Origin of the sequence: Corynebacterium sp. c8Ua_99 (genome assembly GCF_039907185.1) — a bacterium.
GTDB classification, from domain to species: Bacteria; Actinomycetota; Actinomycetes; order Mycobacteriales; family Mycobacteriaceae; genus Corynebacterium; species Corynebacterium jeikeium_D.
In genome coordinates, this window is sequence record NZ_JASBOG010000006.1 from 1 (window position 1) to 23,779 (window position 23,779).

The 23,779-nt window shown below is 59.7% G+C and carries 18 protein-coding genes; 9 read left to right on the forward strand and 9 right to left on the reverse strand.

All coding sequences use genetic code 11. The features are described 5' to 3' along the window. Positions 1–63 precede the first annotated feature (63 nt). A complete protein-coding gene (locus QKE19_RS04760) occupies positions 64–1,473 on the reverse strand; it encodes an NAD(P)H-quinone dehydrogenase (RefSeq protein WP_038627803.1) in 1,410 nt (469 codons plus the stop codon). A gap of 75 nt (positions 1,474–1,548) precedes the next feature. After that, a complete protein-coding gene (locus tag QKE19_RS04765) occupies positions 1,549–2,775 on the reverse strand; it encodes a M20 family metallopeptidase (protein WP_016422154.1) in 1,227 nt (408 codons plus the stop codon). Positions 2,776–2,971: 196 nt separating this feature from the next. Here QKE19_RS04765 and QKE19_RS04770 point away from each other — a divergent pair, with 196 nt between their 5' ends. Further along, a complete protein-coding gene (locus QKE19_RS04770; RefSeq protein WP_347890492.1) occupies positions 2,972–3,655 on the forward strand; it encodes a hypothetical protein in 684 nt (227 codons plus the stop codon). A 9-nt stretch (positions 3,656–3,664) separates the two neighbouring features. Here the strand turns inward: QKE19_RS04770 and upp are convergent, their stop codons facing one another. Further along, positions 3,665–4,300: a uracil phosphoribosyltransferase gene (gene upp / locus QKE19_RS04775; protein WP_016422152.1), complete on the reverse strand. Its 636-nt coding sequence runs from the start codon at positions 4,298–4,300 to the stop codon at positions 3,665–3,667. A 347-nt stretch (positions 4,301–4,647) separates the two neighbouring features. On the opposite strand from upp, the gene QKE19_RS04780 reads away from it, so the two are divergent. From QKE19_RS04780 to QKE19_RS04790, 3 genes are all read left to right on the forward strand, one after another. Next, the gene (locus tag QKE19_RS04780; protein WP_016422151.1) at positions 4,648–4,968 is read left to right on the forward strand and encodes a hypothetical protein; all 321 of its coding nucleotides are present in this window, start codon (positions 4,648–4,650) and stop codon (positions 4,966–4,968) included. Between the two features lie 128 nt (positions 4,969–5,096). Then, a complete protein-coding gene (locus QKE19_RS04785) occupies positions 5,097–6,011 on the forward strand; it encodes a C40 family peptidase (RefSeq protein WP_224783752.1) in 915 nt (304 codons plus the stop codon). Between the two features lie 132 nt (positions 6,012–6,143). Further along, positions 6,144–7,385, forward strand: a complete 1,242-nt coding sequence (locus QKE19_RS04790) for a hypothetical protein (RefSeq protein WP_038627792.1) — start codon at positions 6,144–6,146, stop codon at positions 7,383–7,385. A 30-nt stretch (positions 7,386–7,415) separates the two neighbouring features. Here QKE19_RS04790 and QKE19_RS04795 read toward each other — a convergent pair whose 3' ends face one another. Next, positions 7,416–8,645 carry an adenosine deaminase gene (locus QKE19_RS04795; RefSeq protein ID WP_038627790.1) on the reverse strand — a complete coding sequence of 410 codons (1,230 nt, stop codon included), beginning with the start codon at positions 8,643–8,645 and terminating at the stop codon, positions 7,416–7,418. 156 nt (positions 8,646–8,801) lie between these two features. Here QKE19_RS04795 and QKE19_RS04800 point away from each other — a divergent pair, with 156 nt between their 5' ends. Next, positions 8,802–10,052, forward strand: a complete 1,251-nt coding sequence (locus tag QKE19_RS04800) for a D-alanyl-D-alanine carboxypeptidase family protein (RefSeq protein WP_347890493.1) — start codon at positions 8,802–8,804, stop codon at positions 10,050–10,052. Here QKE19_RS04800 and QKE19_RS04805 read toward each other — a convergent pair whose 3' ends face one another. The 3 genes from QKE19_RS04805 to QKE19_RS04815 form a co-directional block, all read right to left on the reverse strand. Further along, a complete protein-coding gene (locus QKE19_RS04805) occupies positions 10,053–11,078 on the reverse strand; it encodes a YhjD/YihY/BrkB family envelope integrity protein (RefSeq protein ID WP_016422146.1) in 1,026 nt (341 codons plus the stop codon). 62 nt (positions 11,079–11,140) lie between these two features. Next, entirely contained in the window at positions 11,141–12,196 is a 1,056-nt protein-coding gene (gene trpS / locus QKE19_RS04810; RefSeq protein ID WP_049171954.1) for a tryptophan--tRNA ligase, read from the reverse strand. Positions 12,197–12,292: 96 nt separating this feature from the next. Continuing rightward, positions 12,293–12,724 carry a hypothetical protein gene (locus tag QKE19_RS04815; protein WP_016422144.1) on the reverse strand — a complete coding sequence of 144 codons (432 nt, stop codon included), beginning with the start codon at positions 12,722–12,724 and terminating at the stop codon, positions 12,293–12,295. 190 nt (positions 12,725–12,914) lie between these two features. Between QKE19_RS04815 and QKE19_RS04820 the strand changes: the two genes are divergently transcribed. Next, a complete protein-coding gene (locus QKE19_RS04820; protein WP_347890495.1) occupies positions 12,915–15,602 on the forward strand; it encodes a DUF6541 family protein in 2,688 nt (895 codons plus the stop codon). A 28-nt stretch (positions 15,603–15,630) separates the two neighbouring features. On the opposite strand, the gene QKE19_RS04825 is transcribed toward QKE19_RS04820, so the two are convergent. Together QKE19_RS04825 and QKE19_RS04830 are read right to left on the reverse strand one after the other, a co-directional pair. Beyond that, positions 15,631–16,587, reverse strand: a complete 957-nt coding sequence (locus QKE19_RS04825) for an exodeoxyribonuclease III (protein WP_049171950.1) — start codon at positions 16,585–16,587, stop codon at positions 15,631–15,633. Between the two features lie 43 nt (positions 16,588–16,630). Beyond that, a complete protein-coding gene (locus tag QKE19_RS04830; RefSeq protein WP_016422141.1) occupies positions 16,631–17,941 on the reverse strand; it encodes an MFS transporter in 1,311 nt (436 codons plus the stop codon). Positions 17,942–18,338: 397 nt separating this feature from the next. Here QKE19_RS04830 and QKE19_RS04835 point away from each other — a divergent pair, with 397 nt between their 5' ends. The 3 genes from QKE19_RS04835 (at position 18,339) to QKE19_RS04845 (ending at position 23,760) form a co-directional block, all read left to right on the forward strand. Continuing rightward, positions 18,339–19,328: a molecular chaperone DnaJ gene (locus QKE19_RS04835; protein WP_347890496.1), complete on the forward strand. Its 990-nt coding sequence runs from the start codon at positions 18,339–18,341 to the stop codon at positions 19,326–19,328. 265 nt (positions 19,329–19,593) lie between these two features. Further along, complete coding sequence (locus tag QKE19_RS04840) at positions 19,594–21,816, forward strand: NADP-dependent isocitrate dehydrogenase (protein ID WP_048731557.1); 2,223 nt, start codon at positions 19,594–19,596, stop codon at positions 21,814–21,816. A 621-nt stretch (positions 21,817–22,437) separates the two neighbouring features. Beyond that, positions 22,438–23,760, forward strand: a complete 1,323-nt coding sequence (locus QKE19_RS04845; protein WP_016422138.1) for an O-acetylhomoserine/O-acetylserine sulfhydrylase — start codon at positions 22,438–22,440, stop codon at positions 23,758–23,760. Positions 23,761–23,779 lie beyond the last annotated feature (19 nt).

Genomic DNA, 23,779 nt, shown 5'->3' on the forward strand with positions numbered 1-23,779 from the left:
TCGGGGCTCGGCTTGTTTTAATTACGAGTGCGGCCGGTCATGTTGCCAGTCGCGATACCAGCATTAGTCCAGATCGTCGTGTGCCATCAGCTGACGAGCAGCCTCAGTAATCGAGCCAGACAGCGACGGGTAGACAGAGAAGGAGCTTGCCAGGTCATCGACGGTGAGCTGGTTGGAGACACACACAGCAATTGGCAGAATCAGCTCCGAGGCGGTCGGAGCGACCACCACACCACCGATAATCATGCCGGAATTCTTACGGCAGAACAGCTTGACGAAGCCGTGGCGCAGCGAGCGCATCTTCGCACGCGGGTTACCTGCCAGCGGGAAAACCTCAACACGAGCGGAGACCTCACCGGACTCAATCTGAGCCTGGGAGACACCAACAGTCGCAATCTCCGGGCGGGTGAACACTGCCGAGGAAACGGTGCGCAGGCGAATTGGCGAAACACCTTCACCGAGGGCGTGGTACATCGCAATACGACCTTGCATAGCTGCAACGGAAGCCAGCGGGAACAAGTCGGTGCAGTCACCGGCAGCGTAGATACCCGGCACGTTGGTGCGGGAAACACGGTCAACGTGAATGTGGCCAGACGGGGTCATTTTCACACCACTTGCGTCCAGACCCATATCCGCAGTGTTCGGAATCGATCCGACGGTCATCAACGCGTGGGAGCCGAAGACCTCACGGCCGTCGGAAGTGACGACGCGAACGCCGCCGTCCTCAGTGCGTTCGACAAGATCACAGCGGGCGTTCTTCACAACGTCCACACCGCGCTCCAGCAGGACCTCCTCCAGGGCATCTGCAGCGTCAGCATCCTCGTGCGGCAGGATACGGTCACGCGAAGCGACCATGGTGACCTTCACACCCAACTCGGTGAACGAGGATACGAACTCAGCACCGGTAACACCAGAACCGACCACAATGAGGTGCTCCGGCAGCTCCTCCAGTTCGTAAACCTGACGCCAGGTCAAAATACGGTCACCATCAGGAATTGCACCCGGCAGAATACGTGGGGACGCACCGGTGCAGACCAGCACCAGGTCGGCTTCAAGAGTGACCTCGCCGCCCTCGAGCAAGTCAACGGTGACGTAGTGAGTTACACGGCCCGGGTCGTGGTCATCGAGACGACCACGGCCCTGCAGCATCTTGATGCCCTCACGCTCCATCTGCGCGCGAACATCGTCGGACTGCTGCTGTGCCAGGCGCTTAACGCGCTCGTTGACCGCAGTGAAGTCGATTTTGCGCTGGGAGAAGTCCGGACGCAGACCCATCTCGTCCGCACGGCGCATATCGGTACGAACGCCCGTCGCCGCGATGAAGGCCTTAGAGGGAACGCAATCCCACAGGACGGAAGAACCGCCCATCCCGGCATCCTCAACCACAGTGACTTCAGCACCGTACTTGGCACCAACCAGCGCTGCTTCGTAGCCGGCTGGGCCGCCGCCAATGATTACGATCCTCTGTGCCACAAATCCTCCAAAGTTGCCGTGGATATCACAATGTAATTACCGCGGGAGGCATTTTCCCCGCTTTGCCCCCATAGTCTAACGGACAGTCATGGTTGACTGCGCGCCGTCCTCGTAGCGAGCAACAATGCCAGCGAAGAGTTTCACACCAACGCCCAGGCAACGCTCGTCCACGATTAGGTCATCTCGGTGCAAATCGTGCTTGTCTCCGCGACCGGACCAGCAGCCCAAGCGGGCCATCGCGCCCGGGACGTGCTCGAGATACCAACCGAAATCCTCGCCACCGGACGACTGTGGGGCCTGAATGACAGCATTCTCGTCCACTCGTCGCACTGCTTCCGCAATCAGGGCGGTGCAGTATTCGTCGTTAAGCACAGGCGGCACGCCACGCTCGTAATTGATGGTGCACTCGGCGCCGGTCGGAGCGAGGACTTGTTCAATGAGTTCGCGGACCAGTGGATCGATGTCGCGCCAGGTCTTGATGTCCGCGGTGCGCAGGGTGCCGCTGACGCTGCCTTCCGACGGAATCGCGTTGTGCGCATACCCGGAGTGCACGGAACCGAACGTGAGCACGGTGCCGGTGCGCGGGTCGACGCGTCGCGACAGTAATCCGGGCAAATCGACAATCAATTTGCCCAGTGCATAGACAACATCGGCTGTCATCTGCGGACGGGAGGTATGCCCGCCCGGGCCATGCACCTGAATCTCCAGCGTGTCGGCCGCAGAGGTGATGGCACCTGTTCGAACGCCGACGTGACCTACGCGCAGCTTCGGCTCACAATGGACGGCAAAAATACGCTCAACGCCATTGAGCGCACCGGCAGCGATAACCTCGGGTGCACCGCCAACCATGACCTCCTCGGCGGGTTGGAAAATGAAACGCAGCGGCGTCGGCAACGTGTGCTTTTCGTGGTACTCAGCCATAGCCAGTGCCGTCGCGAGCGTGATCGCGGTGTGGAAATCATGCCCGCAGGCATGCATGACGCCGTCATTGGTGCTGGCAAACTCCAGCCCCGTGCTCTCTGTAATTGGAAGCGCGTCGATATCACCGCGGAAAGCGAGACGTCCCGGGAGTTCACCTCCGGCTTCGCTACCGGCGAGTTCGTCTTCACCAATGTCGACCATCAGGCCGGTGTTGGGAAACAGCACTGGTTTCAGCCCTGCAGCACGCAGCTTCTCCTCCACAAAAGCCGTGGTGGCGTGCTCCATGTGAGATAGCTCTGGGTGCGCATGAAGATGCCGCCGCCACTCGAGAATCTCGTTCGCGTGCTCGGCCCACCAGTGCTTAATAAACTCCTCAATCACAACTCTCCAGTGTAAGCGCTCCATCGACAGGCCGTAACAAGAGGCCTACCGACGACTGCGCCAGCGACAGCAGTGGCCGGCAAGCGCTTGAATGTCAGCGCCAGACGTACGCATGACCAGGAGTCACTTCTTTAACTTTGGCCTCTTCAATTATCAGATGTTTCACATTTTGAGGAAGTCTGCGATGATAATAGGCATGTCCGGCAATGGCACACCTAAGTCTCTCAGCATCCCCATCATCATCGTGGCCACCGCACTCGTGGTCGTCATCGGCATCGCCATCGGCCTGTCGCTGAACAATAGTGATGAGCCCCAGCGTCCGGAGGTCCCCTCCTCCTCGCAGCCGACGTCGCCCAGTTCGACACCGCCGTCCTCGACGAGTTCGACTTCTACGAGCAAGACGACCACCACGACCACAACTACGTCGAAGTCCTCCGAGACGTCGTCAAGCACGCCGAGCACTTCGACATCGTCCTCGTCGTCGACGCCGAGCACCACGTCTTCGCCATCCACGACGACGAGCTCAGAGCCGACATCAGCTCCGGAGGGGCAGGACTTCGGCACTGGCCGCTCCGACCTAGACGGCCTGGGCTTCGTGGGCAGCTCCGCACGCTGCGACAACGGTGACCGCGCCTTTGCTGTTATCGCCACTGAACAGGGAATTAAGGCTGCTGCTTGTGAGACGCGCTCCGGCGAGAAGTACTACCGCTCGGATACACCACAGGGTTCCGGATCGATGGACATCATCGTCGATGAGGGCGACCGCGTTGTTGCACAAAACGGCTCGTACAAGTACCAGATGTCCCCCGACGGAGTTCTTGTGACCAAGGACAACGAGGTCGTCAAGAAGTACGCGGCAGAAGCCTGGGGAACTGCCTAAGAGATCAATTTAAAGATCAATGTTGCGGGGACCGTAGAGGCGGTCGCCCGCATCTCCCAACCCCGGCACGATGTAGGCATCCTCGTTAAGATCCGGGTCCACCACTGTGGTGACAAGACGCACCGGGAAACCGGATTCCTTCAAGGCGTCGACACCCTGCTGTGCGGAAATGATGCACACGGCCGTGATGTTGTCCGCGCCGCGATCCACCAACAGCTTCAGGGCATGCAGCAGTGAACCGCCGGTTGCCAGCATTGGGTCGACCAGGAAGACAGTGCGCCCGGACAGATCCTCCGGTAGCGCCTCGAGGTACGGCACCGGCTCATGGGTTTCCTCATTACGAGCCAAGCCAATAAAGCCCACCTGCGCATCCGGAATCATCGACAGCGACGGATCAATCATGCCAAGACCCGCACGAATGACGGGAACAATAATCGGCGGATCCTGCAGACGGTAACCCGGCGCGGTAGTGATTGGGGTCTGAACATCGAAGTTATCGACGGGCAGCTCCCGGCTTGCCTCGTAAATCAGCATTGCGCCCAGATCGGCGAGTGCCGCACGGAAGCCCGCGTTATCAGTGCGCGCGTCGCGCAGAATGGTCAAACGTGACTGTGCCAAGGGATGGTTGACAACGGTAATCTCCATGCCTTCCAAAATACATTGCTTTGCTTTTGCTGCTCTGGTGCCGGCAAAAGCAAATTTCTGAAAACGCGTTCCCCAAAAAATATGGAACCGAATCGGCCTTTTTCGCGCCTAACAATACGAGGGCTATTTACTGCGCCCTATTTGCACAAGTCCGCCTACTACCAAACCACTTGCCACTCAGTCGCCGTCCGAACCCCGCTAGCCGTTCTGCCACAGCACTGAGTGTTGAACCACACGCGAATTTCCTAGAGAGGCCGTCAACATTGTCCCGTCCATCACCACACAGTTCCCACAGCCAATCTTTTCTCTCTCCGACCACTAGCGGGAATGACTCAGTCTTTACGCTGGTGCCAGAGCTGATTTCTGCCGATGCCACGCGCCTTGACGCGTTGTCGCAGCAGGTCAGCGGCGCTGACTTGGGCATCAGCGCACTGCTCTCGCTTGGCGACGTCCCGTTTGCTGGGCCCTTCTGTCACGCTGCAGCCACTGCTCTACAGCACCAACACGAGCATGTAGCTGAGCTGAATGAGTACGGCACCAGCGCTGCTCGTGCACTGAACGCTCTTGTCTCTGCGGTGTCCACTGCTGAAGATGCCGGCGCATATGCGCTGCAGTCCATCTCACCGAAAATGGGAGCCGTTGCAACTCGCGGAATGGGCGGTGCGTGATGCTTCCCACCAATCTACTTACGGAGGTCCCCACCGCGATTGCACAACAGCTAAGTCCTGCCATCGCACCCGCACTGGCAGGACTTGCTGGGGCCGCAATACCCGCCGCGAGTACCGCCTGGCGCTCAGTGGCAGATTCCGTTGACCGCAACTGGGGCGATGGTGCTGGTTCCGGAGCAGGGGCCGCGGGAACAAGTCTCAAACGGGCTGCAAATGCGGCAGCCGACTTGGAAACTCGCGCCGGAACCATTGACAGTGACATTGCCAAGGGGCTGGCCGCAGTAATGTCAGCGGCCACTGATTTGGCCCGGATTGCCATGGATTTTGTCACTTCCGCCATGGGCTCGTTGACTGCGACGGCTGCGGGGCCCGCTGGTCTCGCCGCGACCGGCGCCAGCCTAGCCTCAGCGGCCAGTTCCGCGATCTCCCAGGCCATTGCGCGGCTCATGAAACTCGAGCAAGAACTGCGACCTCTGGTGCAGTCGCTGATACAGCAAGCGAGTACCGCGGTGGACACCCCTACCCCACCTCACTCGGCACAGTTGGAGGCCCCAGGTATCACTCAAGCCGCCCTCGCTTCTACGTCTACGAACACCCCAGGTTCGGCTAGCGCTACCGACGCTGCAGATGGTTCGGAGGCGTCGTCCGATTCGGGCAGCGCGCCGGTACCTGCGGATGCTGGAGCTGGCGCGCCCACACCAGAGGCCCAAGCTGCGGTGAAGGCTGCACTCAGTGCCGTCGGAACGCCCTATGGTTGGGGCGGAAATACTCCGGGGCAGGCGCTCGATTGTTCAGGCTTAACGCACTGGGCCTACGGGCAAGCTGGTGTTGATATTCCCCGCACGGCAGAAGCACAGGCCGTCGGCAGACAGGTGAGCCAGGATGAACTGCTACCTGGCGATCTTGCAGTGTGGGACGGCCATGTCGCCATGGTTATCGGTGACGGAAAGATGGTCGAAGCGGGCGATCCGGTGCAGGTAAACCCCGTGCGTACGACCAACATCGGCATGCCGTTTAAGGGGTTCTACCGTCCGACCGGATAGTGCGGTGGGTATCTGCGTCGTAAAACTTCTAAGATAGGAATACGCAAACTTGCCACCCGTGGGGGCGCTGCAGGTATGACAATTTTTGAGTTTTAATAATCACCGACAAGCAGAAGGGCTGCGACGAAAACTATGGCCAGGAAAGGCATCGTTCCTATCGAACTCGAGCTGACCTCGGGCACCTTTTACACGTTGTGGGCTCCAAGCTGGCGTGAGGGTGGCTCCGAGTGGCAGGCTCTGCTCGGCCGCGGTGATGACATCTATTTGTTCTCATCGGCGGCAAAGCTCCTGGCTTTCCTACAGTCGGATGCTCCTCACGACTTCACGCAGCACCCCAGCTGGCGCAACTTCAACCAGCAGCTACCGGGAGCTGCCATCGCGGCGCCACGCCACCGCTATGACCTGATTGGGCTGCCAGAAATTTTGGCTGGCCGGGCCGACTACGACCATGTTTCGCGCGCAGACCGCATTCTTGCCATCACTCGCTCGATTGGTGCGATCGCGGATCTCAATCCGATCAACCAGATGTTCGCCTCTCACTCTGTCCTGGCTGCCACACAAAATGGTGCTGATCACTTCCAGGGCGGTGGCGCCGCTCAGTGGTCAGCTATCGGCAGTGTCATCTTGACCAACTGGGACAATTGCATTGACGCTATCGACGCCATCGGCGCAAATACTCCGAACATCGATGAAGAGTCTGAAACCACTGCTGCAGTCGCACTAAAGGAAGCAGAGGCCGCGGAGCGTGAGCGTCGTGAAGCAGCGGAGAAGAAGCGCGAAGAGGAAAAGAAGGCCGCAGAGGAGACCGCCGGCGATCCGTACGATCAGACGGTGTGGGCCAACGCTGGCATCGACCCGATCAAGATCTCCATCGCTGGCCGCACGCTCTACACCTTGCGTTGTTACATGGGGCGTCGCCCGCTATTCCTGGGCAGCGCCGGTGAGATTCACACGTTCTCGCAGCCACGCACGATGGTACGTTGGCTGCTGGAGAACAAGCATCACGACATGTCGGCGCTGACGACGTGGGATGAAATCATCACTGCAGCCAACGCAGGTGAGCTAGAGGCCGTGGTGCACGAGGACAATGAGTACTCGTTTACCGGTCTGGCCGAGGATATTGAAAAGGGCCCGAACGCCGTGGACACCGCCCAGCTCGCCCGCGCGTACGAGCTACTCGCAGATGCCGCTGACTGGGCTGGTGACGATGCCGTGAACGAGGTACTGGCGGGCAATCAGCAGCTGCAGTGGCTGCTGAACTTCCTGCTGGACACCGGAGAGCTGTCCGAGCCAGTTCCGCCTTACGACGATGAGGCCAAGGGCTGGAGGCAGCTGGAGAAGGACTTGGCCGCTCGGTTTACGACCAAGATCTAGCTCCCACCCAGCAAAGCTGGCCGGCGCTGGCTAGTCCAGCGTCAGGTTCAGCTCGTCTTCGGCACCGAAACCCGCACCGTTGACATCAGTTTCGATGTCCTCGTCGCTGTTGTCGATAAGCTGCAGGTAAGCGGGGTAAATAATGGTGTCCATGATGTGTTCGCGGGTCGGCAGATCCACGAATGCATTGTTTAGCGCATTCGAGGTCAGTTCGAACAGCTCGCTGTAGCCGTAGCCGAAGTTCTCCACCAGCTCCATGCACTCCCTGGTCATGGAAGTCGCACCAATCAGACGGTTATCCGTGTTGACGGTGCAGGCGAAACTCATATCGTCGAGAAGCGAGAACGGGTGATCCGCAACGCTGTCACAGACACCCGTCTGAACGTTGGAGGTCGGGCAGATTTCCAGCGGAATCTGGCGGTCACGAATAGCGGAGGCAACCTCCTGACATTCGATGCCCTCGAGGGAAGCACCGAAGTCCTCGTAGATGCGCACACCGTGCCCCAGGCGGCGAGCACCTTGCACGACAGCGTCCTGCAACGAATCCACACCGGCGTCTTCACCTGCGTGAATGGTGACCGGAATGAGGTTCTCCCGCAGCATAGTGAATGCTTCGGCGTGGTTAGCCGGCGGGAAGCCGTTTTCCGGTCCAGCGATGTCAAAACCGACAACGTACCCGTCGGAGTTCTTCCCGTAGTTGTCGATGACCAGCTGTGCGACTTCCTTGGAATTGTTATTCTGGCGCATCGCACAGACCAACAGACGTGCGGTGATGTGCTTTCCCTCAGCGGCGGCATGGGCTTCACCCTGCGCCAGGCCTTCGACCAGAGCGTCGATAACAGCCTGCATATCCAGGCCCTTTTCCAGATGGTTTTCCGGAGCGAGGCGCAGCTCAGCGTAGACAACGTTGTCGGCAGCCAAATCCTCGACGGCCTCACGCGCCACGCGCGTCAGCGACTCAGCGGTCTGCATGACGGCGCAGGTGTGCGCGAAGGCAGTCAGGTAGCTCGGCAACGAGCCAGAGTTGCCGGTGTCAATGAACCACTTCTCCAGTTCATCCACGTCGGTGGTGGGCAGCTGATCGGTGTAACCGCAGTCCGCGGCCAGGTCGATAACGGTCTGCGGGCGCAGGCCGCCATCAAGGTGATCGTGAAGCAGTACCTTGGGCAGGCTGGCGACAACCTTGCGCATCTCATCGAGATTCGATGCCGAAGACTGTGTGTCCAGAGACTGAGCATCACTGTGCAAAGAATTAGTCATAATGGCCAGACTATCGGTACTGCGCCCTCCGCTTCTACTTCACTGCCGCGGAATCGTATTTCTGCTTTGCACAAAGGCTTTCCCTCCCCCGTTTTCCCCCATCCACACACGAGAAATACGTCATTCCGAGTGACGTTTTACTACCCTTATTTCATCATGTTTCCCTCTCGCCGCTACTCGTCTGCCGTTACGCTGCTAGCCACCAGCGCTTTGCTTCTGCCGAGCACTGCCCCCGCAGCCATGGCGCAGAGCACCTCGCTTACCGACGACACTCCGATTGTCGGCCCCGCACCTGACATCCGTGACACGGAGGGCTGCCCCTACAAGACCCTCCCACCAGCACCAGTGGACTCCTCGGAGGTTCCGGCTCCCGGCGAAACATCTCCCCCTCCACTTCCGGTTCCCCAAAAACCGACTGGAGGTAGCAAAATGTCCGCCTGCGGCATTGTCAGCGGTGAGGGGTTTGACGTCCCGAAAGACCTCTCCGCCTCTGCATGGACGGTGTTCGATTTGAAATCCGGCGATGTCCTTGCGGCGAAGGACCCGCACGGCCGCTACCGTCCGGCATCGATTATTAAGGTGTTGCTGGCGATGGAGGCGCTCGAGGATTTGAAACTCGACACCTCGGTTAAAGCGACATTCGAGGACGCGAACATGGAGGGCTCTCGTGTCGGCATCGTCGAGGACGTGAACTACTCGGTAGAAACGCTCCTGACTGGCCTGTTGCTCAACTCCGGCAACGACACCGGCCACGCGTTGGCCCGCGAACTTGGTGGCATGGATAAGACCACCGAAAAGGTCAACGCCCTGGCAAAGAAATTGGGGGCGACGGATACGCGAGTGGTCAACCCGACTGGTCTCGATGCCCCGGGCCAGATGACGTCGGCATACGACATGTCACTGTTCTTCCAGCACGCATTCAACAATGAGACCTATCGCAAACTCTCGGCCACCCGCCTGGCCACCATCCCCGGAGACAAAGCTCTCGAGGTCGATGACTTCGAAATCGCCAACGACAATCAGCTGATTGCCCAGGACTATCCCGGCGCGCTTGGAGGCAAAACCGGTTTTACCGACGATGCCCGTCACACCTTCGCTGGGGTGGCTGAGCGCGACGGCCGTCGTCTCGGCGTCATCATCCTCGACGCCACTGTGGAGGATTCACCGCGCCCCTGGGAGCAGGCAGCATCGCTTCTCGACGCCGGCTTCGCGGCCCCGCAGGACAGCTCTGTCGGTGTCCTCGAAGCGGAAGCGACTGAGAATACGTTGGTAGAAAAATTGCCCGATATCCTGGACAACGAGTCAACAGGAACCGGGCTAAAAATTACTGTCAGCGCTGCCATCGTAGGTGTCATCGCATTGATTGCGATGGTCACCTACCGCTTCGGCAGACGCGATCGCGGCTAATTATTTCGAACCGAGCAGGCGGTTCAATCCGGACGGGTTGGCCGCTTCCGCACGGACGTTAATGACAGCAGGAGCAGGTGCATCCAGCTCCTCGTCGGCAAGCGCTTCTTCGGTCGTCGCCGTCCAGGCGGTGGCGTACATAGTGATGCGCCAGATGAGGTAGAAAACGACCATCAAACCGATGACCGGACCGAAAACTGCACCGGCCGGGTTCGACAGGGCGTTGGAGAAGAAAACGCTACCGAGCTGCTTGACAACCTCAAGGCCAATCGCACCGATAATCGCACCCTTTGCCGCAGAGCGGAACGGGGCGCCCCCGCGCGGCAGGAAAGCGAGCATCCAGAAGAACAGCAGCCAGTTGGCAACGAGACCAATGGCGATGGCAATCAATCCCGCAATAATTGTGATTCCCGGGACATGAGCCAGACCAATCTTGTCCAGCAGGGACTGGGTCAGTCCGGAAGAGCCGGCTGCGGTGACAGCGAAGGTCAGCAGGATCATAACCAGCATGCCCAGCAGACGCAGCAGGTCGCGAACCTTTCCCACCACGAAGTTGCTAGCGCCCAGCGGGCGCTTCCACAGCTGTGTCACTGCGTTGGAGAGGTTGCCCATCCAACCAAGACCCGACCACAGGGTGGCAATGAAACCGACGGTGAAGACGCCACCTGCCTGATCGATCGCGCCTTCGATAATTGCGTTGATGGTGTCGCCCATCGACCCATCGATGGAGTCGGTGATAGCGGACTGGATTTGCTCAAGCAGCTGCTCATTGCCACGCAGCACAAGCGCGAGGATGGCAAATGCCGTCATGATTAGGGGGAAAATCGACAGCACGGAGAAGTACGTGACAGCGGCGGCAAAAAAGTTACCGCCCTGCTCGGAGTAGCGCTCCTGCATCCGCATAACGTGATCGAACCACGCCCACTTTTCGCGGAGGCGGTCGATTGCGCTCGGTTCATCGGCGTGTACACGCTCGATGCCATAGCGGTCCGTTCTCTTCGGATCTTTTTGAGTAGAGGTTGCCATGTCCCCTACCTTAACGTGCCAGCTTTCGGTACGGAGACTGAAGCGCAGAGTCTACAGCTGAATTAACGGTTGGCGGCCTTCAGGAACCCGACTCGCTCGTACACATCTGCAAGTGTCTTGGCGGCAACTTCACGGGCACGGTCAGCGCCTTCGGCCAGGATCCGTTCCAACTCACCACGATCGGCCATGAGCTCCTCATAGCGTGCACGCAGTGGCGTGGTGAATGCCTCCAGCGCATCTGCGGTATCAGCCTTCAGCTGGCCGTAGCCAGCGCCTTCGTAGCCGGCAACGAGCTCGTCGACAGGCTTGTCGGTCAACGCCGACTGAATGACCAGCAGGTTGGAAACGCCCGGCTTGTTCTCACGGTCGAAGCGGATCTCTCCGTCATTGTCGGTAACGGCCGAGCGAATGCGCTTGGCGGAGACCTTCGGGTCGTCCAAGAGGTTAATAATGCCCTTCGGATTTGCACCCGACTTGCTCATCTTCGAGGTCGGATCCTGCAAGTCGTAAATTTTCGCGGAGCCTTCCATGATGTGTGGATCCGGCACCACGAAGGTCTTCTTGTAGCGGGAGTTGAAGCGCTGCGCCAGGTTACGCGTCAGTTCGAGGTGCTGGCGCTGATCCTCCCCCACCGGCACCAGCTGTGGGCGGTAGAGCAAGATGTCGGCAGCCATCAACATGGGGTACGCGAACAAACCAGCGGAGGTATGTTCCGCGCCCTGACGAGAGGACTTGTCCTTGAACTGCGTCATACGGCTGGCTTCACCAAAGCCAGTCAAGCAGGTCAACACCCATCCGAGCTCCGCGTGCTCGGGCACATGCGACTGCACGAAGAGCACCGACTTCTCCGGATCAATACCGAGTGCAATCAGCTGTGCGGCACCTGCGATAGTGCGCTGACGCAGCTCCTTCGGATTCTGCTCGACAGTGATGGCGTGCAGGTCTGGAATGAAGTAGTAAGCGTCGAAGTCATCCTGCAGATTAATCCAGTTCTTCAATGCACCCAGGTAGTTGCCCAGGTGGTAGGAATCTGCGGTCGGCTGAATGCCGGACAGAACGCGCTGCTTACGAGCACTCGGTGCAGGATTAGTTGCCTCAGGACCCTTGCTTTCACTCATAGCCAATAAGTCTAGCGCGAGGCCCGCAGTTGAGAGTCGACGACGTACCCGTTTCGACAACACCACGGGCTTTTGCAGGAAACCGACTGCCAAAAGCTAGCCCCGACGCCCCTCGTCCCCCTGCTCCACAAGCATTCGATCGGATAGCAATTTGACGGTGCGCGCCGCAGCGGCTGGCGATTCCTCGGGGTACAGTGCGCGCACCAACGTGATCGCTGGGCGAATGCCGTGTTCAGAGAGAACACGGCGAACACGCTCACGCTCCCCCTGGGTCAACTCGAGCGGGGCTACGGGTGGCCTACGGGTGTAGGACACGACCATCACGGCTCCCAGCAGAACAATGAGTCCGAGGGAAATCCACAGTGGCCACGCGTAGGCAAAAGACAGCACGATAAACGCAACAATGACACCGGAAGTCACGACCACTGGGACATTGACAGCAGTGCCAGGGTCGTTCTGCAGACTCCGTGCGATGGCTTCCAAATCGGCCATCTGGTGCCGCTTGTTATCGCTCTCGCCGTTTTTCACTGGGGATGTCCTCTCCTTTCCTGGTCCGCACCGAGCTCGCTTCAAGTCCCGCGCAGATTCGCGCTTGGGTTTTACAGCGGCTGAAGTCCCATCAGTCCTTCTTCAAATCTTAGGCGCTCGCGTCCCAAGTGCCGAACTAACCCACAGGTATTATTGGACTAATTCAATTCTCTTATCCGTCAGGAGTCCCATGCTCGCTGCCATTGCGGTTGCCGTCTTCATCCTGCTGGTCCCAGGCGCAGTTCTCGGTTGGGCCAGTGGGCTACGTCCCACGCTCGCGTTGGCATCTGCCGGCCCATTAATGCTGGGTGTGACCGGTTTTTCCGCATGGTTGTCTCACGCGCTCGGGCTGGATTACACCTGGCTCTTCGTGGCCGGCATGTGGGCATGGTTCTGTGCTATTGGCTATCTGGTGCGCAGATTCGTCCCCCGAGCAACGCCCGAAGACGGCTTCGATTCCGGCGTTGTCACCGCGATGATTGTCGTCGGAGTTACGGTAGTCGGCTCGATGCGCGCCATGCTCGTGCTTAACGACGTCCCTGGCGGCCCCGGCGCTATCCGCGAAGCCTGGGACATGCTCTGGCATACCAACTTCCTCCGGTTCATTGACGAGCATGCAATAGCCTCGCCCACCGCGGCCGGTGACCTGATGAATCAGGAGACCGGGGCCGAAATGTTCTACCCCACCGGCTGGCATGCCATGGCGGGGCTGCTGCCCGGCTCGGTCTTCCTCGATTCCAACGTGTTTGCGTTCTTGGCCCCGGCGCTGCTTGTTCCCGCAGCAACTGCGGTGCTAGCCCGCACCGCAGTTGGTCCTAAGTGGGCGGCCTATGCCGGTCCCGCAGCTGCCGTCGCGACGCTGATGCTTCCGGAGATTTGGGTGGCCCTTTGGCGCACCTCCTCCATGCCGTATCTGCTCGCGGTGGCCGCTTTGCCGATTGCTGCGGCTTTGACCATGCGGGGCTATATTGTCCCCGCTGCGCTTGCCCTGGTCAGCACGTTTATCACCCACCCGGCCGGCGCAATTGCTGCCGTGCTCTTTGTTGGCTTGTGGTTGATTACCCAACCGAGCGTCAGTGGCCTAGTTCGCACGCTAATTATCGGCGCGCTCGCCCTGGTGATGACTCTCCCGGCAGCTTTGTCCGCGAGGGGGCAAGGCGAATCCGTTGCGGGCTTTACCGGCCAAATTGAGATTTCCCGCTCCGAATCACTGTGGCGAACTCTGATTGGGTTTTCCCGCTATGCTGACGAGCCCATCTTTTCCCGGACTGTTCTGGTTCTTGTGCTCATCGGCCTGGTGGTGGCGCTTGTCTCTCGCCTGCCAGACAGCCCATGGGCTCCGTGGCCGGCACTGGTTTTCGGGCTGCTCTTTGTGGTGTCCGATAGTGCGCAGTCCCGTTGGTCTGAGCCGTTCGGCACCTATCTGAAGTTTATTGGCACTTTCTTCTACGACATGCCGTACCGCATGCAGGCGGTTATGGGAATTCTGCGCGCAGTGCTGGTCGGCTACGCAGTCGCGGCTGCCGTTGTCGGGATTGTGGCTGCGGCGCAGTGGATCGTCGCAAAGCGAGATCAGCCGACCAAGTCGTGGAATCCTGCGCTGGCGATGGGGCTCGTAGCGGCACTGGCGATTGTGCCTGCGACCTGGGCGAGTGGGCCTGCTCAGCGCGAGGCAATTCGCCAGAGTTTCGGAAGCACGTTTGTGACCGCTGCGGACATGGAAGCTATTGATTGGCTGTCCGCACAGCCGCATGCGTTTGAGGGGCATATTCTCAATGACCGTCGTGACGGTTCTGCGTGGATGTATGCCATCGCCGGACTGCCGACCCTGTTCCGCCATTTCTCCTTCTCCGACAAAACTGCCGAGGCGAGCAACAAGCTGCCGATAAACGTTGACCTGCTGGGCTCACATCCAGAGTTCGATGCCATGGCGAAGAAATTGGGAGTGCACTACATCATTAGTTCCCCGCCGGGTGTGAACACGGATGGCACGGAGGCGCTGTCGATGCGTTCCTGGGCATGGCACGCGCCGGGGCTCACGCCTGTGTATCACGACAGTTCGGTGATGATTTTCGCGGTCAACAAGATGTTTTCACCTGAAGAGTTGCACGCTGTTGTCAACAGTTCCCCACACCGCCCGGCGCGCCCCAATCCGCTGTGGATGCCTCCGCGCCAGCCAATCGTCCCCTCCCCCGACGAGGCTGTCGATCCGCTCGCCGGCGCGCGCATCACCGTCGACTCTCGCCGCGAGGCCATCGAGGCTATCAACGCCGACCTGCCTCGCGCGCTGCGTTTGAGTGGGGATACTTCCGCTCACATCGACAGCATCGTGCAACGCGCCAGCGACAAGCTCCGTCAGCGCGGCGCAATCGTTGGCGCGCATTCGCTTGCCGACGACACGGCGAGCGCAGCCACCGTAATCGTCGGTCGCTCATCAGAGGGCCAGGCTCTTTCTGGGGATAACATCGGCGATCGTGGCTTTTCGGTATCCGCTGTGGTGAAGTCTCTCGAACCTGAGGACGATGCTCCTGCCGATTGGCAGTTGGCGGCGGGTGTGCGCGACGGAATGGTTTACCGAGGTTTCAATCCGCACAGCAGTTACAGCACAAACGGGGTGCCAACCGAGTTTCGCACCGGCCTGGCGCCGGCAGTGGCGGTGAACCAGAGTTCGCGGCCGCATGCGCCGACAATTGCGCTATCGCTGGGAGCGGTGGGCGCTGAAAAACTCACCCGCGATTTGGCCGACCCCGCTATGCAGGACAAATGGGCCGACGCCATCGTTGACGGCATCGCCTCCATGTTGCGGCAGAACCGGCATCTCGTAACCGCTCCCGAGCCGGAGTTGATCCCAGAGTTCGCTGACCTCAGAGCACACTAGTCCGCTCGGGGTTAGGCGTATGCCGGGTTTAGGCGTACTCCACGATCACCGGCGCGTGGTCCGTCCAGCGAAGGTCGTAGGCGGCAGGCTTATCCACTACCGAGCTGACAGCACGCTTGAGCATTGGTTCGGTTACCGCCTGGTAGTCGATCCGCCAGCCGGCATCGGTATCGAACGCCTTACCGCGGTAGGTCCACCAGGACCAAGGACCGTCGGCCTCTGGGTGCAGACGGCGAGTGACATCAAACCACACCGGATCTGCATTGAGCTTCGGGGCCTCCCACACAGAACCATCGGAGAAGGCACCGGATTCCAGCTCCTTTTCGCTGGCCTGAACCTGCGAATCCTGGGGAACCTCATCGGGCCAGCAGCCGAAGACCGAGTCCATCCAGGCACGCTCCTGCGGTAGGAAACCGCTCTTGCGGCGGTTGGTCTTCCAGTTCTTCAAATCCTGTTCGCGGTGGCAGATGTTCCAGTCGCCGCCGATGACTGCGTGGTGACCGTCGCGCCCCTTGGCACCCAGTTCCGCCAGGTAGTCGGAGAAGGCATCGAGGAAGCGGTACTTCTCATCCTGCTTCTCGCTCAGGGCAGCACCAGAGGGCAGGTAGAGGCTGGCAATCTGGACATCCACATCCAGGCCGGTGTCCGCTGCCGGGGCAATACCACTGATAAACCGACCGGATTCTTCGAACTCCTCGGAGCCGATGCCCACCTGGACGTCGTTAAGCGGAAAGCGCGAGAGAATGCCCACGCCGGCGCGCCCCTTGGCACCCAGGTTTTCAGCGCCGACCCAATGCCATCCGGCATCGAAAGCGGGCGCGAGGGCCTTGCGTGCCTGGTCGTCGGTGGCGCGGACTTCCTGCAGCAAAACGACATCGGAACTGGTGTGCTTCAGCCACTCCAGCAATCCCAGATTGGTTTCGCTGCGCTCCTTGACGGCGGCGCGGATGCCGTTGACATTGATTGTCGCGATTGTAAGGCTCATGCCCTCATACGTTACCTATGCGTGCACTACGCCTTGAAGACCCCTAGCGCAGTTCGATGCGCTCGGCCTTCTTCGCCTGTGAGCGGCGGTAAAGAACAATGGTCGGCAGAGCGATGAAGATAGCCAACATCGCCAACGTCGCGCCGCCCAAAGCCGGTGCGCGGTAGCCATAACCGGACGCAATGACCCAACCACCGAGCGCCGCTCCAAAGGCGTTGGCCATGTTCAATGCGGCCTGGTTGAGAGCTGCCGCCAGCGTCTGTGCGCGACCGGCGACATCCATCAGACGGGTCTGCAGATTTGGCACCAATACCGATCCCAGCAGACCGATAAGGAGGAAGTTGATCGTGCCCAGCACAGCATTCTGTGAGGTGAAGTAGAAGACGCTGAGCATGATTACCATCAGCACCAGCGCAACCATGATGCCCCACTCCCCGATGCGGTCGGAGAGCCAGCCACCGATGTAAGTACCGACAACCATGCCGATGCCGTAGGCCATCAGCACAATCCAGATGTGGTTTTCGCTCATGCCCGCTTCGCGAGTCATAGTCCAGGTGATGTAGGTGTAAACCGCGAACATGCCGCCGAAACCAACGGTGCCGATTGCGACGGTCAGCAGCACCTGCGGTGTCACCAGAGCCGAGAGCTCATCCATCGGACGTGTCTTCGGCATGCGGTTCATATGCGGCACGGCGAACCACAGCGAAACAAATGCAATCAGCCCGATGACCGCGACAAACGCGAAGGCGCTGCGCCAACCGTAAATCTGTCCCAGCACCTGCGCGGCCGGCACACCAATCACAGTCGCCACCGACAACCCCACGCCCGACAGAGCCACCATCTTGCCGCGCTGTCCCGGCTTAGCCAGGGAGGCAGCCACCAGCGCCGCCACCGAGAAATACGCGCCGTGCGGCAGACCGGCGATGAAGCGCGAGACCATGACCGCTTCGAAAGAGCCCAGTGTGCCTGCCCAAACCGTGGCACCATTGCCGATGGTAAATGCCGCCATCAGCAGCAGGAGCATGCGCCTGCGCGGAATCGAGCCGGTCAGCACGGTAATTAGGGGTGCGCCCACGACAACACCGAGTGCGTACATCGAAATCATGCGCCCTGCGGCATCCTCATCACGTCCGAAGGCATCAGCGATGTAAGGCAGCAGGCCCATGGCCACAAACTCGGTAACGCCGATGCCGAATGCACCGACCGACAGAGCCACAATCACCAAGATTCGGCGTAGATCAGAGATGTCGTCCTGCACCGGAACAGGACGGCGATGCGAGCTAAACGCTCCCGCACGACGCGCACGCGGTTTGTGGTCGTCGTTGTGGGTTGTTACTTCGCTTGACGACGTCATTGCGACCGTCTCCTTTTCTCTTCTTACGCCAGTTGGTGGACTCTCAGTTCCCCTCGACTTTCGACCCAAGACGGGCTCGCAAAACCGTGAGGGGAGCCGCAAGGGAAAAATGAGACTCTACTCCGCAACACAAAAATTTCGCTATTTAATCCGCCTGTTCCCCGGGTATTTGTGCGCGGAATAACATCTGCGGCCATTAGTGGAAGTCGCTCACTCAAGTTCTTCCCAATGCATTTTGTAATCGGCATTGTTTGCCGAGGACTACGAATTCCCTTCGAGCGCCACGGACTTCCTACCCATCGAGCGCTCCGGGTCTTCGATGCTGCCGTAATAGCTACCAGGTAAATTGTTTTAAAAGATATTTCGAACTGCAATACCGATAGGATCTTGATCCACTATGGGCGACCGCTATAACCTCTACGAGTCTCTGACGCTGGATAGCGCAGCCAGCACCGAAGAGCTCCATGCAAATCTTTCTAATCAACTCTCCGAACTGCGAGATGCTGGCGTCTCGGAGTACTCCGGCGAGTTCCAGGAGAAGCTCACTGCGCTGCAAGTGCTTGGCGATGAGGGACGTCGTCGCGAATACGACGCTTTGCTGGCCGATGAGAACGCCACCATCACCATTGCGACGCTGCGCGGGCTGGCAAATCGCCCGGTACCCACTGCGCAGGAATCCTCGTTCCAGACGCAAACCCAGCAAGCACAGTGGTCCGCCCCCACTCAAACCAGTCCTGCGACAGTAACCACCACGGTGACCACGGATGTACCACCGCTGCCTGCAAACGCCACACTGCCGAACATGTGGCAGCGCATGCCACTCATCCCCCGAATCACTACCGGCTTGGTCGGTTTTTCAACTCTGATTGGCATCATCGCAGTTCTGTACGCAATCACGCTCGGCATCCAGGGCGCCAACGATCTCGGCAGCCTAGAGTCATCGTTGGGTGATTCTTGGGATGACATCGGCTACATTATGGGCGCTGCAGCCGCCCTCGTTCTTGTTCCAGTCCTCTTACTGATGGGAATGATGCCTGTCACCTTGACCGCATACTGGATTCACTCCATCCTCCGCGGTGAAGACTCGACGGCACCAATCTTTTTCTGCGTCACCGTGGCACCACTGGCGTTGGCTATGACCATCATCCCCCTCCTGTTCTTGAGCTCCTGGGTGGATGTAGTCCTCTTCCTCGCAGGTGCCATGCTGATCGCGGCTTGCGTTCTTATGTTCCTCAAGGACATGCGCGCATGGTTCCGCGGCCAGAAACTGGTCAGGACTACCCAGTCGGCCCCGGGGCAGGGCTATGCTCCGCAGTACCCACAGTCTCAGAACACTCAGGGCTACCAGTTCGGCCAGAACAATCCTCCGAACAATACACAGAACTAAATAGGCTGCCCTGAACAACCGCGCCGGCGTGCACGACACCCCAGCGCGGTTTTTCGTATTTGAAGGGTTTGAGCGCGGGGGCCGTCGTAAAGCGAAAAATGGAATGAAAAGCGGCGAATAAGCGACAAATAATTGCGCATTTCGTGACTTACCTCACATAATTGCGTTATTCATATCACTATCACTGTTTTTGCGCTATGCCCCGACACAACCCAAGATTCAAAACTGGGTTATCGTGGAACAAAACAGATAGGAGACATGAATTATGGCGACAATTATTTGGACCCGTACTGACGAAGCCCCTCTGCTGGCGAGCTACTCGCTGAAGCCAATCGTGGAGGCATTTGCAAGCCAGGCTGGTGTCAATGTTGAAACCCGCGACATCTCCCTCGCAGGCCGCATTCTGGCTCAGTTCCCGGAGCGTCTTTCGGACGAACAGAAGGTAGAGGATGCGCTGGCAGCCCTGGGCAAGCTGGTCAAGGAGCCGGACGCCAACATCATCAAGCTGCCGAATATCTCTGCATCCGTCCCGCAGATTAAGCGCGCTGTCGCAGAGCTGCAGGAAAAGGGCTATGACATTCCGAAGTACAAGTCGCAGCCGGAAGGCGACGAGGAGACCGCCGACCGCGCCAAGTTCGACAAGGTCAAGGGCTCTGCCGTTAACCCGGTACTGCGTGAGGGCAACTCCGACCGCCGCGCTCCGGAGCCGGTGAAGAACTACGCCCGCAAGCACCCGCACCGCATGGGCGCTTGGTCTGCAGACTCCAAGACCAACGTCGCCACCATGGCCTCCAACGACTTCCGCCACAACGAGAAGTCCGTTGTCATGCCGGAAGATGACAAGCTGACCTACCAGCTCGAGGCTAACGACGGCCAGATCATCACCCTGAAGAAGGACATGCCGGTCCTCAAGGGCGAGATTATTGACGGCACGGGCATGAACGTCCACATCCTGGATAACTTCCTGCGCGCTCAGATTCGTCGCGCACAGCGCGAGAACATCCTGTTCTCCGTCCACTTGAAGGCCACCATGATGAAGGTCTCCGACCCGCTGATCTTCGGCGAGGTTGTCAAGGCCTTCCTGCCATCTGTTTTCCCGAAGTTCGAGTCCAAGCTGGCTGCCGCCAACCTGACTCCGGACAACGGCCTGGGCGCCATGCTCGATGGTCTACACAAGCTTGACGACGCTACTGCGGCGGCCGTCAAGTCCGCTATCGAGAAGGACCTGAAGGAAGGTCCGGCCCTTTACATGGTCAACTCCGATAAGGGCATCACCAACCTCCACGTTCCGTCTGACGTCATCGTTGACGCTTCCATGCCGGCCCTGATCCGCAACGGCGGCAAGGGCTGGGGTCCGGATGGTGAGGAGCGCGACACCCTCGCAGTCATCCCGGACTCCTCCTACGCAGGCGTCTACCAGGCTGTTATCGAGGACTGCCGCGCCAATGGCGCTTTCGACCCGGCCACCATGGGCTCTGTCCCGAACGTCGGCCTGATGGCTCAGAAGGCTGAGGAGTACGGCTCCCACGACAAGACTTTCCAGATTCCGGTTGACGGTGTCCTGCAGGTCATCAACTCCGCTGGCGAGGTTCTGATTGAGCACCACGTCGCCGAGGGTGACATCTGGCGCTCCTGCCAGACCAAGGACGCCCCAATCCGCGACTGGGTGAAGCTGGCCGTTAACCGCGCTCGTATCACTGGCGACCCTGCAGTGTTCTGGCTGGACCCGCAGCGTGCGCACGACAACAACCTGATCAGCAAGGTCAACGAGTACCTGGCAGACCACGACACCGAGGGTCTGGATATCCGCATCATGGATCCGGTGTCCGCTACCAAATTCTCCCTCGAGCGCATCCGCCGCGGCGAGAACACCATTTCCGTAACCGGTAACGTTCTGCGTGACTACCTCACCGACCTGTTCCCGATCATGGAGCTGGGCACCTCCGCCAAGATGCTGTCGGTCGTGCCGCTGATGGCCGGGGGCGGCCTGTTCGAGACCGGCGCAGGCGGTTCCGCACCGAAGCACGTCCAGCAGGTTCAGGAAGAAAACCACCTGCGCTGGGACTCCCTGGGTGAGTTCCTGGCACTGGCCGAGTCCCTGCGCTACGCCGCTGAGCATGACGACGACCCACGTCCGCGCGTCCTGGCTGAGGCCCTGGATAAGGCAACCGCTACCCTGCTCGACGAGGGCAAGTCGCCGTCCCGCAAGGCTGGCGAAATCGACAACCGCGGCTCCCACTTCTACCTGGCTCTCTACTGGGCACAGGAGCTGGCCAAGCAGGACGAGAACTCCGAGCTGAAGGAAGCTTTCGCCCCGGTTGCTAAGGCTCTCACGGAGAAGGAAGAGTCCATCGCCAAGACCCTGATTGATGCTCAGGGTTCCCCAGCTGATCTGGGTGGCTACTTCCTGCCGGACGATGAGAAGACCTCCGCAGTTATGCGTCCGTCCGCTGAGTTCAACGAGATCATCGACGGCCTGAAGAAGTAGGACTAGCTGCTTGCTCCTGGCTGGCCTAGTTGGCCCAGGCTGGCCTAGGCCGACCGCCGGTTTCGGGCGATAGCCCCTCGCTCATGTTGCATTTGATGCACATGGCGCGAGGGGCTTTTTCTATGCCCTGACTTCCTTAACGGTCTTGACAGTATCCAGTGCTTTTCGGCGCTTTACGGTACCCTTCACCCATACTCAGTCCCCTGTTTGGCTCACCTCGACACTCGGCACCGCAGTGCCTCACCCCATGAGTTACTGACTACCTTTATGACACTTTTGTCCAAAAAATTGCCTTCAAACTGTCATAAAGGTAGTCACTAACTCCTTCGGCAAACCGCCACCCGTCGAACACCACTCGCCACGCACCACCCACGCCCCCCATACACAGCAGCCTCCACACACACCTAGCCACAGCTCCCTACACACCCCACCCCCCACAACTGGCCACGCCCCAGAGCCAATCAAACCAATCCGTACTAAGCGGGCTATAGCACTCTCGACACAGATACACACACCCTCTTACCTTGGGTTTTTCCAAAACTTTGCAATAGACAGCTTGGTTCACTATTGTTTGTAAGCAACGTTTTGAACAATCTCAAAAACCGCAAGGAAGTATCTGAAATGACCACCAAGTACGACAACAGCAACGCCGCCAACTGGGGCCTGTCCACTCGCGCTATTCACGCCGGCTTCGCTCCCGACGCACAGACCTCCGCGCGCAACCTGCCGATTTACAACACCTCCTCCTACGTCTTCGATTCCGCTGAGCACGCTGCCAACCGCTTCAACCTCTCGGATGCAGGCCCGATTTACTCCCGCCTGACCAACCCGACTGTGGATGCCGTCGAGCAGCGCATCGCCAGCCTCGAAGGCGGCGTCGCTGCCGTACTGTTCTCCTCCGGCCAGGCAGCTGAGACCGCTGCTGTCCTCACCCTGGCTCGTGCAGGCGACCACTTCGTCGTTTCGCCACGCCTCTACGGCGGTACTGAGACCCTGTTCAAGGTCACCCTGCCGCGCCTTGGCATCGACTGCACTTTCGTCGAGAACCCGGATGACCCGGAGTCCTGGCAGGCAGCAGTTCAGGACAACACCGTCGGTTTCTACGGTGAGTCCATTGCCAACCCGCAGATCGATGTCCTCGATATCCCGGCCATCGCCGAGGTTGCACACCGCAACAACGTTCCGCTGATCGTCGACAACACGGTTCCGACCCCGGCCCTGCTGCGCCCACTCGAGCACGGTGCTGACGTCGTGGTTTCCTCCACCACCAAGTTCCTCACCGGTAACGGCTCCTCCCTCGGCGGTGTCATCGTCGACGGCGGCAAGTTCGACTGGACTCAGACCCGCAACGGCCGCTCCATCTTCCCGAACTTCACCGAGGCCGACGAGGCTTACCACGGCCTGAAGTTCGCTGACCTGGGCGCCCCGGCCTTCGCTCTGCGCGCTCGCGCTGGCATTCTCCGCGACACCGGTGCTGCCCCGGCTCCGTTCAATGCGTGGGTTCTGGCTCAGGGCCTCGACACCCTGGCTCTGCGCATCGAGCGCCACAATGAAAATGCCAAGGCAGTCGCTGAGTTCCTCGAGAACCACCCGCTGGTCGCCAAGGTCAACTACGCTGGCCTGCCGAGCTCCCCGTGGTACGAGACCCTGAACAAGCTGGGCCTTTCCGGTGCCAGCGGCGTGCTTTCCTTCGACCTGAAGGATGCCGACACCGCCAAGGCTTGGAAGTTCATTGACGCTCTGAAGCTGCACTCCAACGTCGCCAACATCGGTGATGTCCGCTCGCTGGTTGTCCACCCGGCCACCACCACTCACTCCCAGTCCGATGAGGAGGGTCTGACCCGCGCCGGCATTTCCCAGGCCACCGTGCGTCTCTCCGTCGGTATCGAGAACATCGATGACATCATCGCCGATCTCGAGAGCGGCTTCGCAGCACTCGCGTAGACCGTTTGTACACAGACAC

What these genes read in the sequence shown, in the direction of transcription:
- QKE19_RS04770 (WP_347890492.1), top strand. Translation starts at nt 2,972, where the DNA reads ATGTCCGGCAATGGCACACCTAAGTCTCTCAGCATCCCCATCATCATC.
- upp (WP_016422152.1), bottom strand. Translation starts at nt 4,300, where the DNA reads ATGGAGATTACCGTTGTCAACCATCCCTTGGCACAGTCACGTTTGACC.
- QKE19_RS04790 (WP_038627792.1), top strand. Translation starts at nt 6,144, where the DNA reads ATGGCCAGGAAAGGCATCGTTCCTATCGAACTCGAGCTGACCTCGGGC.
- QKE19_RS04795 (WP_038627790.1), bottom strand. Translation starts at nt 8,645, where the DNA reads ATGACTAATTCTTTGCACAGTGATGCTCAGTCTCTGGACACACAGTCT.
- QKE19_RS04800 (WP_347890493.1), top strand. Translation starts at nt 8,802, where the DNA reads ATGTTTCCCTCTCGCCGCTACTCGTCTGCCGTTACGCTGCTAGCCACC.
- QKE19_RS04805 (WP_016422146.1), bottom strand. Translation starts at nt 11,078, where the DNA reads ATGGCAACCTCTACTCAAAAAGATCCGAAGAGAACGGACCGCTATGGC.
- trpS (WP_049171954.1), bottom strand. Translation starts at nt 12,196, where the DNA reads ATGAGTGAAAGCAAGGGTCCTGAGGCAACTAATCCTGCACCGAGTGCT.
- QKE19_RS04820 (WP_347890495.1), top strand. Translation starts at nt 12,915, where the DNA reads ATGCTCGCTGCCATTGCGGTTGCCGTCTTCATCCTGCTGGTCCCAGGC.
- QKE19_RS04825 (WP_049171950.1), bottom strand. Translation starts at nt 16,587, where the DNA reads ATGAGCCTTACAATCGCGACAATCAATGTCAACGGCATCCGCGCCGCC.
- QKE19_RS04830 (WP_016422141.1), bottom strand. Translation starts at nt 17,941, where the DNA reads ATGACGTCGTCAAGCGAAGTAACAACCCACAACGACGACCACAAACCG.
- QKE19_RS04835 (WP_347890496.1), top strand. Translation starts at nt 18,339, where the DNA reads ATGGGCGACCGCTATAACCTCTACGAGTCTCTGACGCTGGATAGCGCA.
- QKE19_RS04840 (WP_048731557.1), top strand. Translation starts at nt 19,594, where the DNA reads ATGGCGACAATTATTTGGACCCGTACTGACGAAGCCCCTCTGCTGGCG.
- QKE19_RS04845 (WP_016422138.1), top strand. Translation starts at nt 22,438, where the DNA reads ATGACCACCAAGTACGACAACAGCAACGCCGCCAACTGGGGCCTGTCC.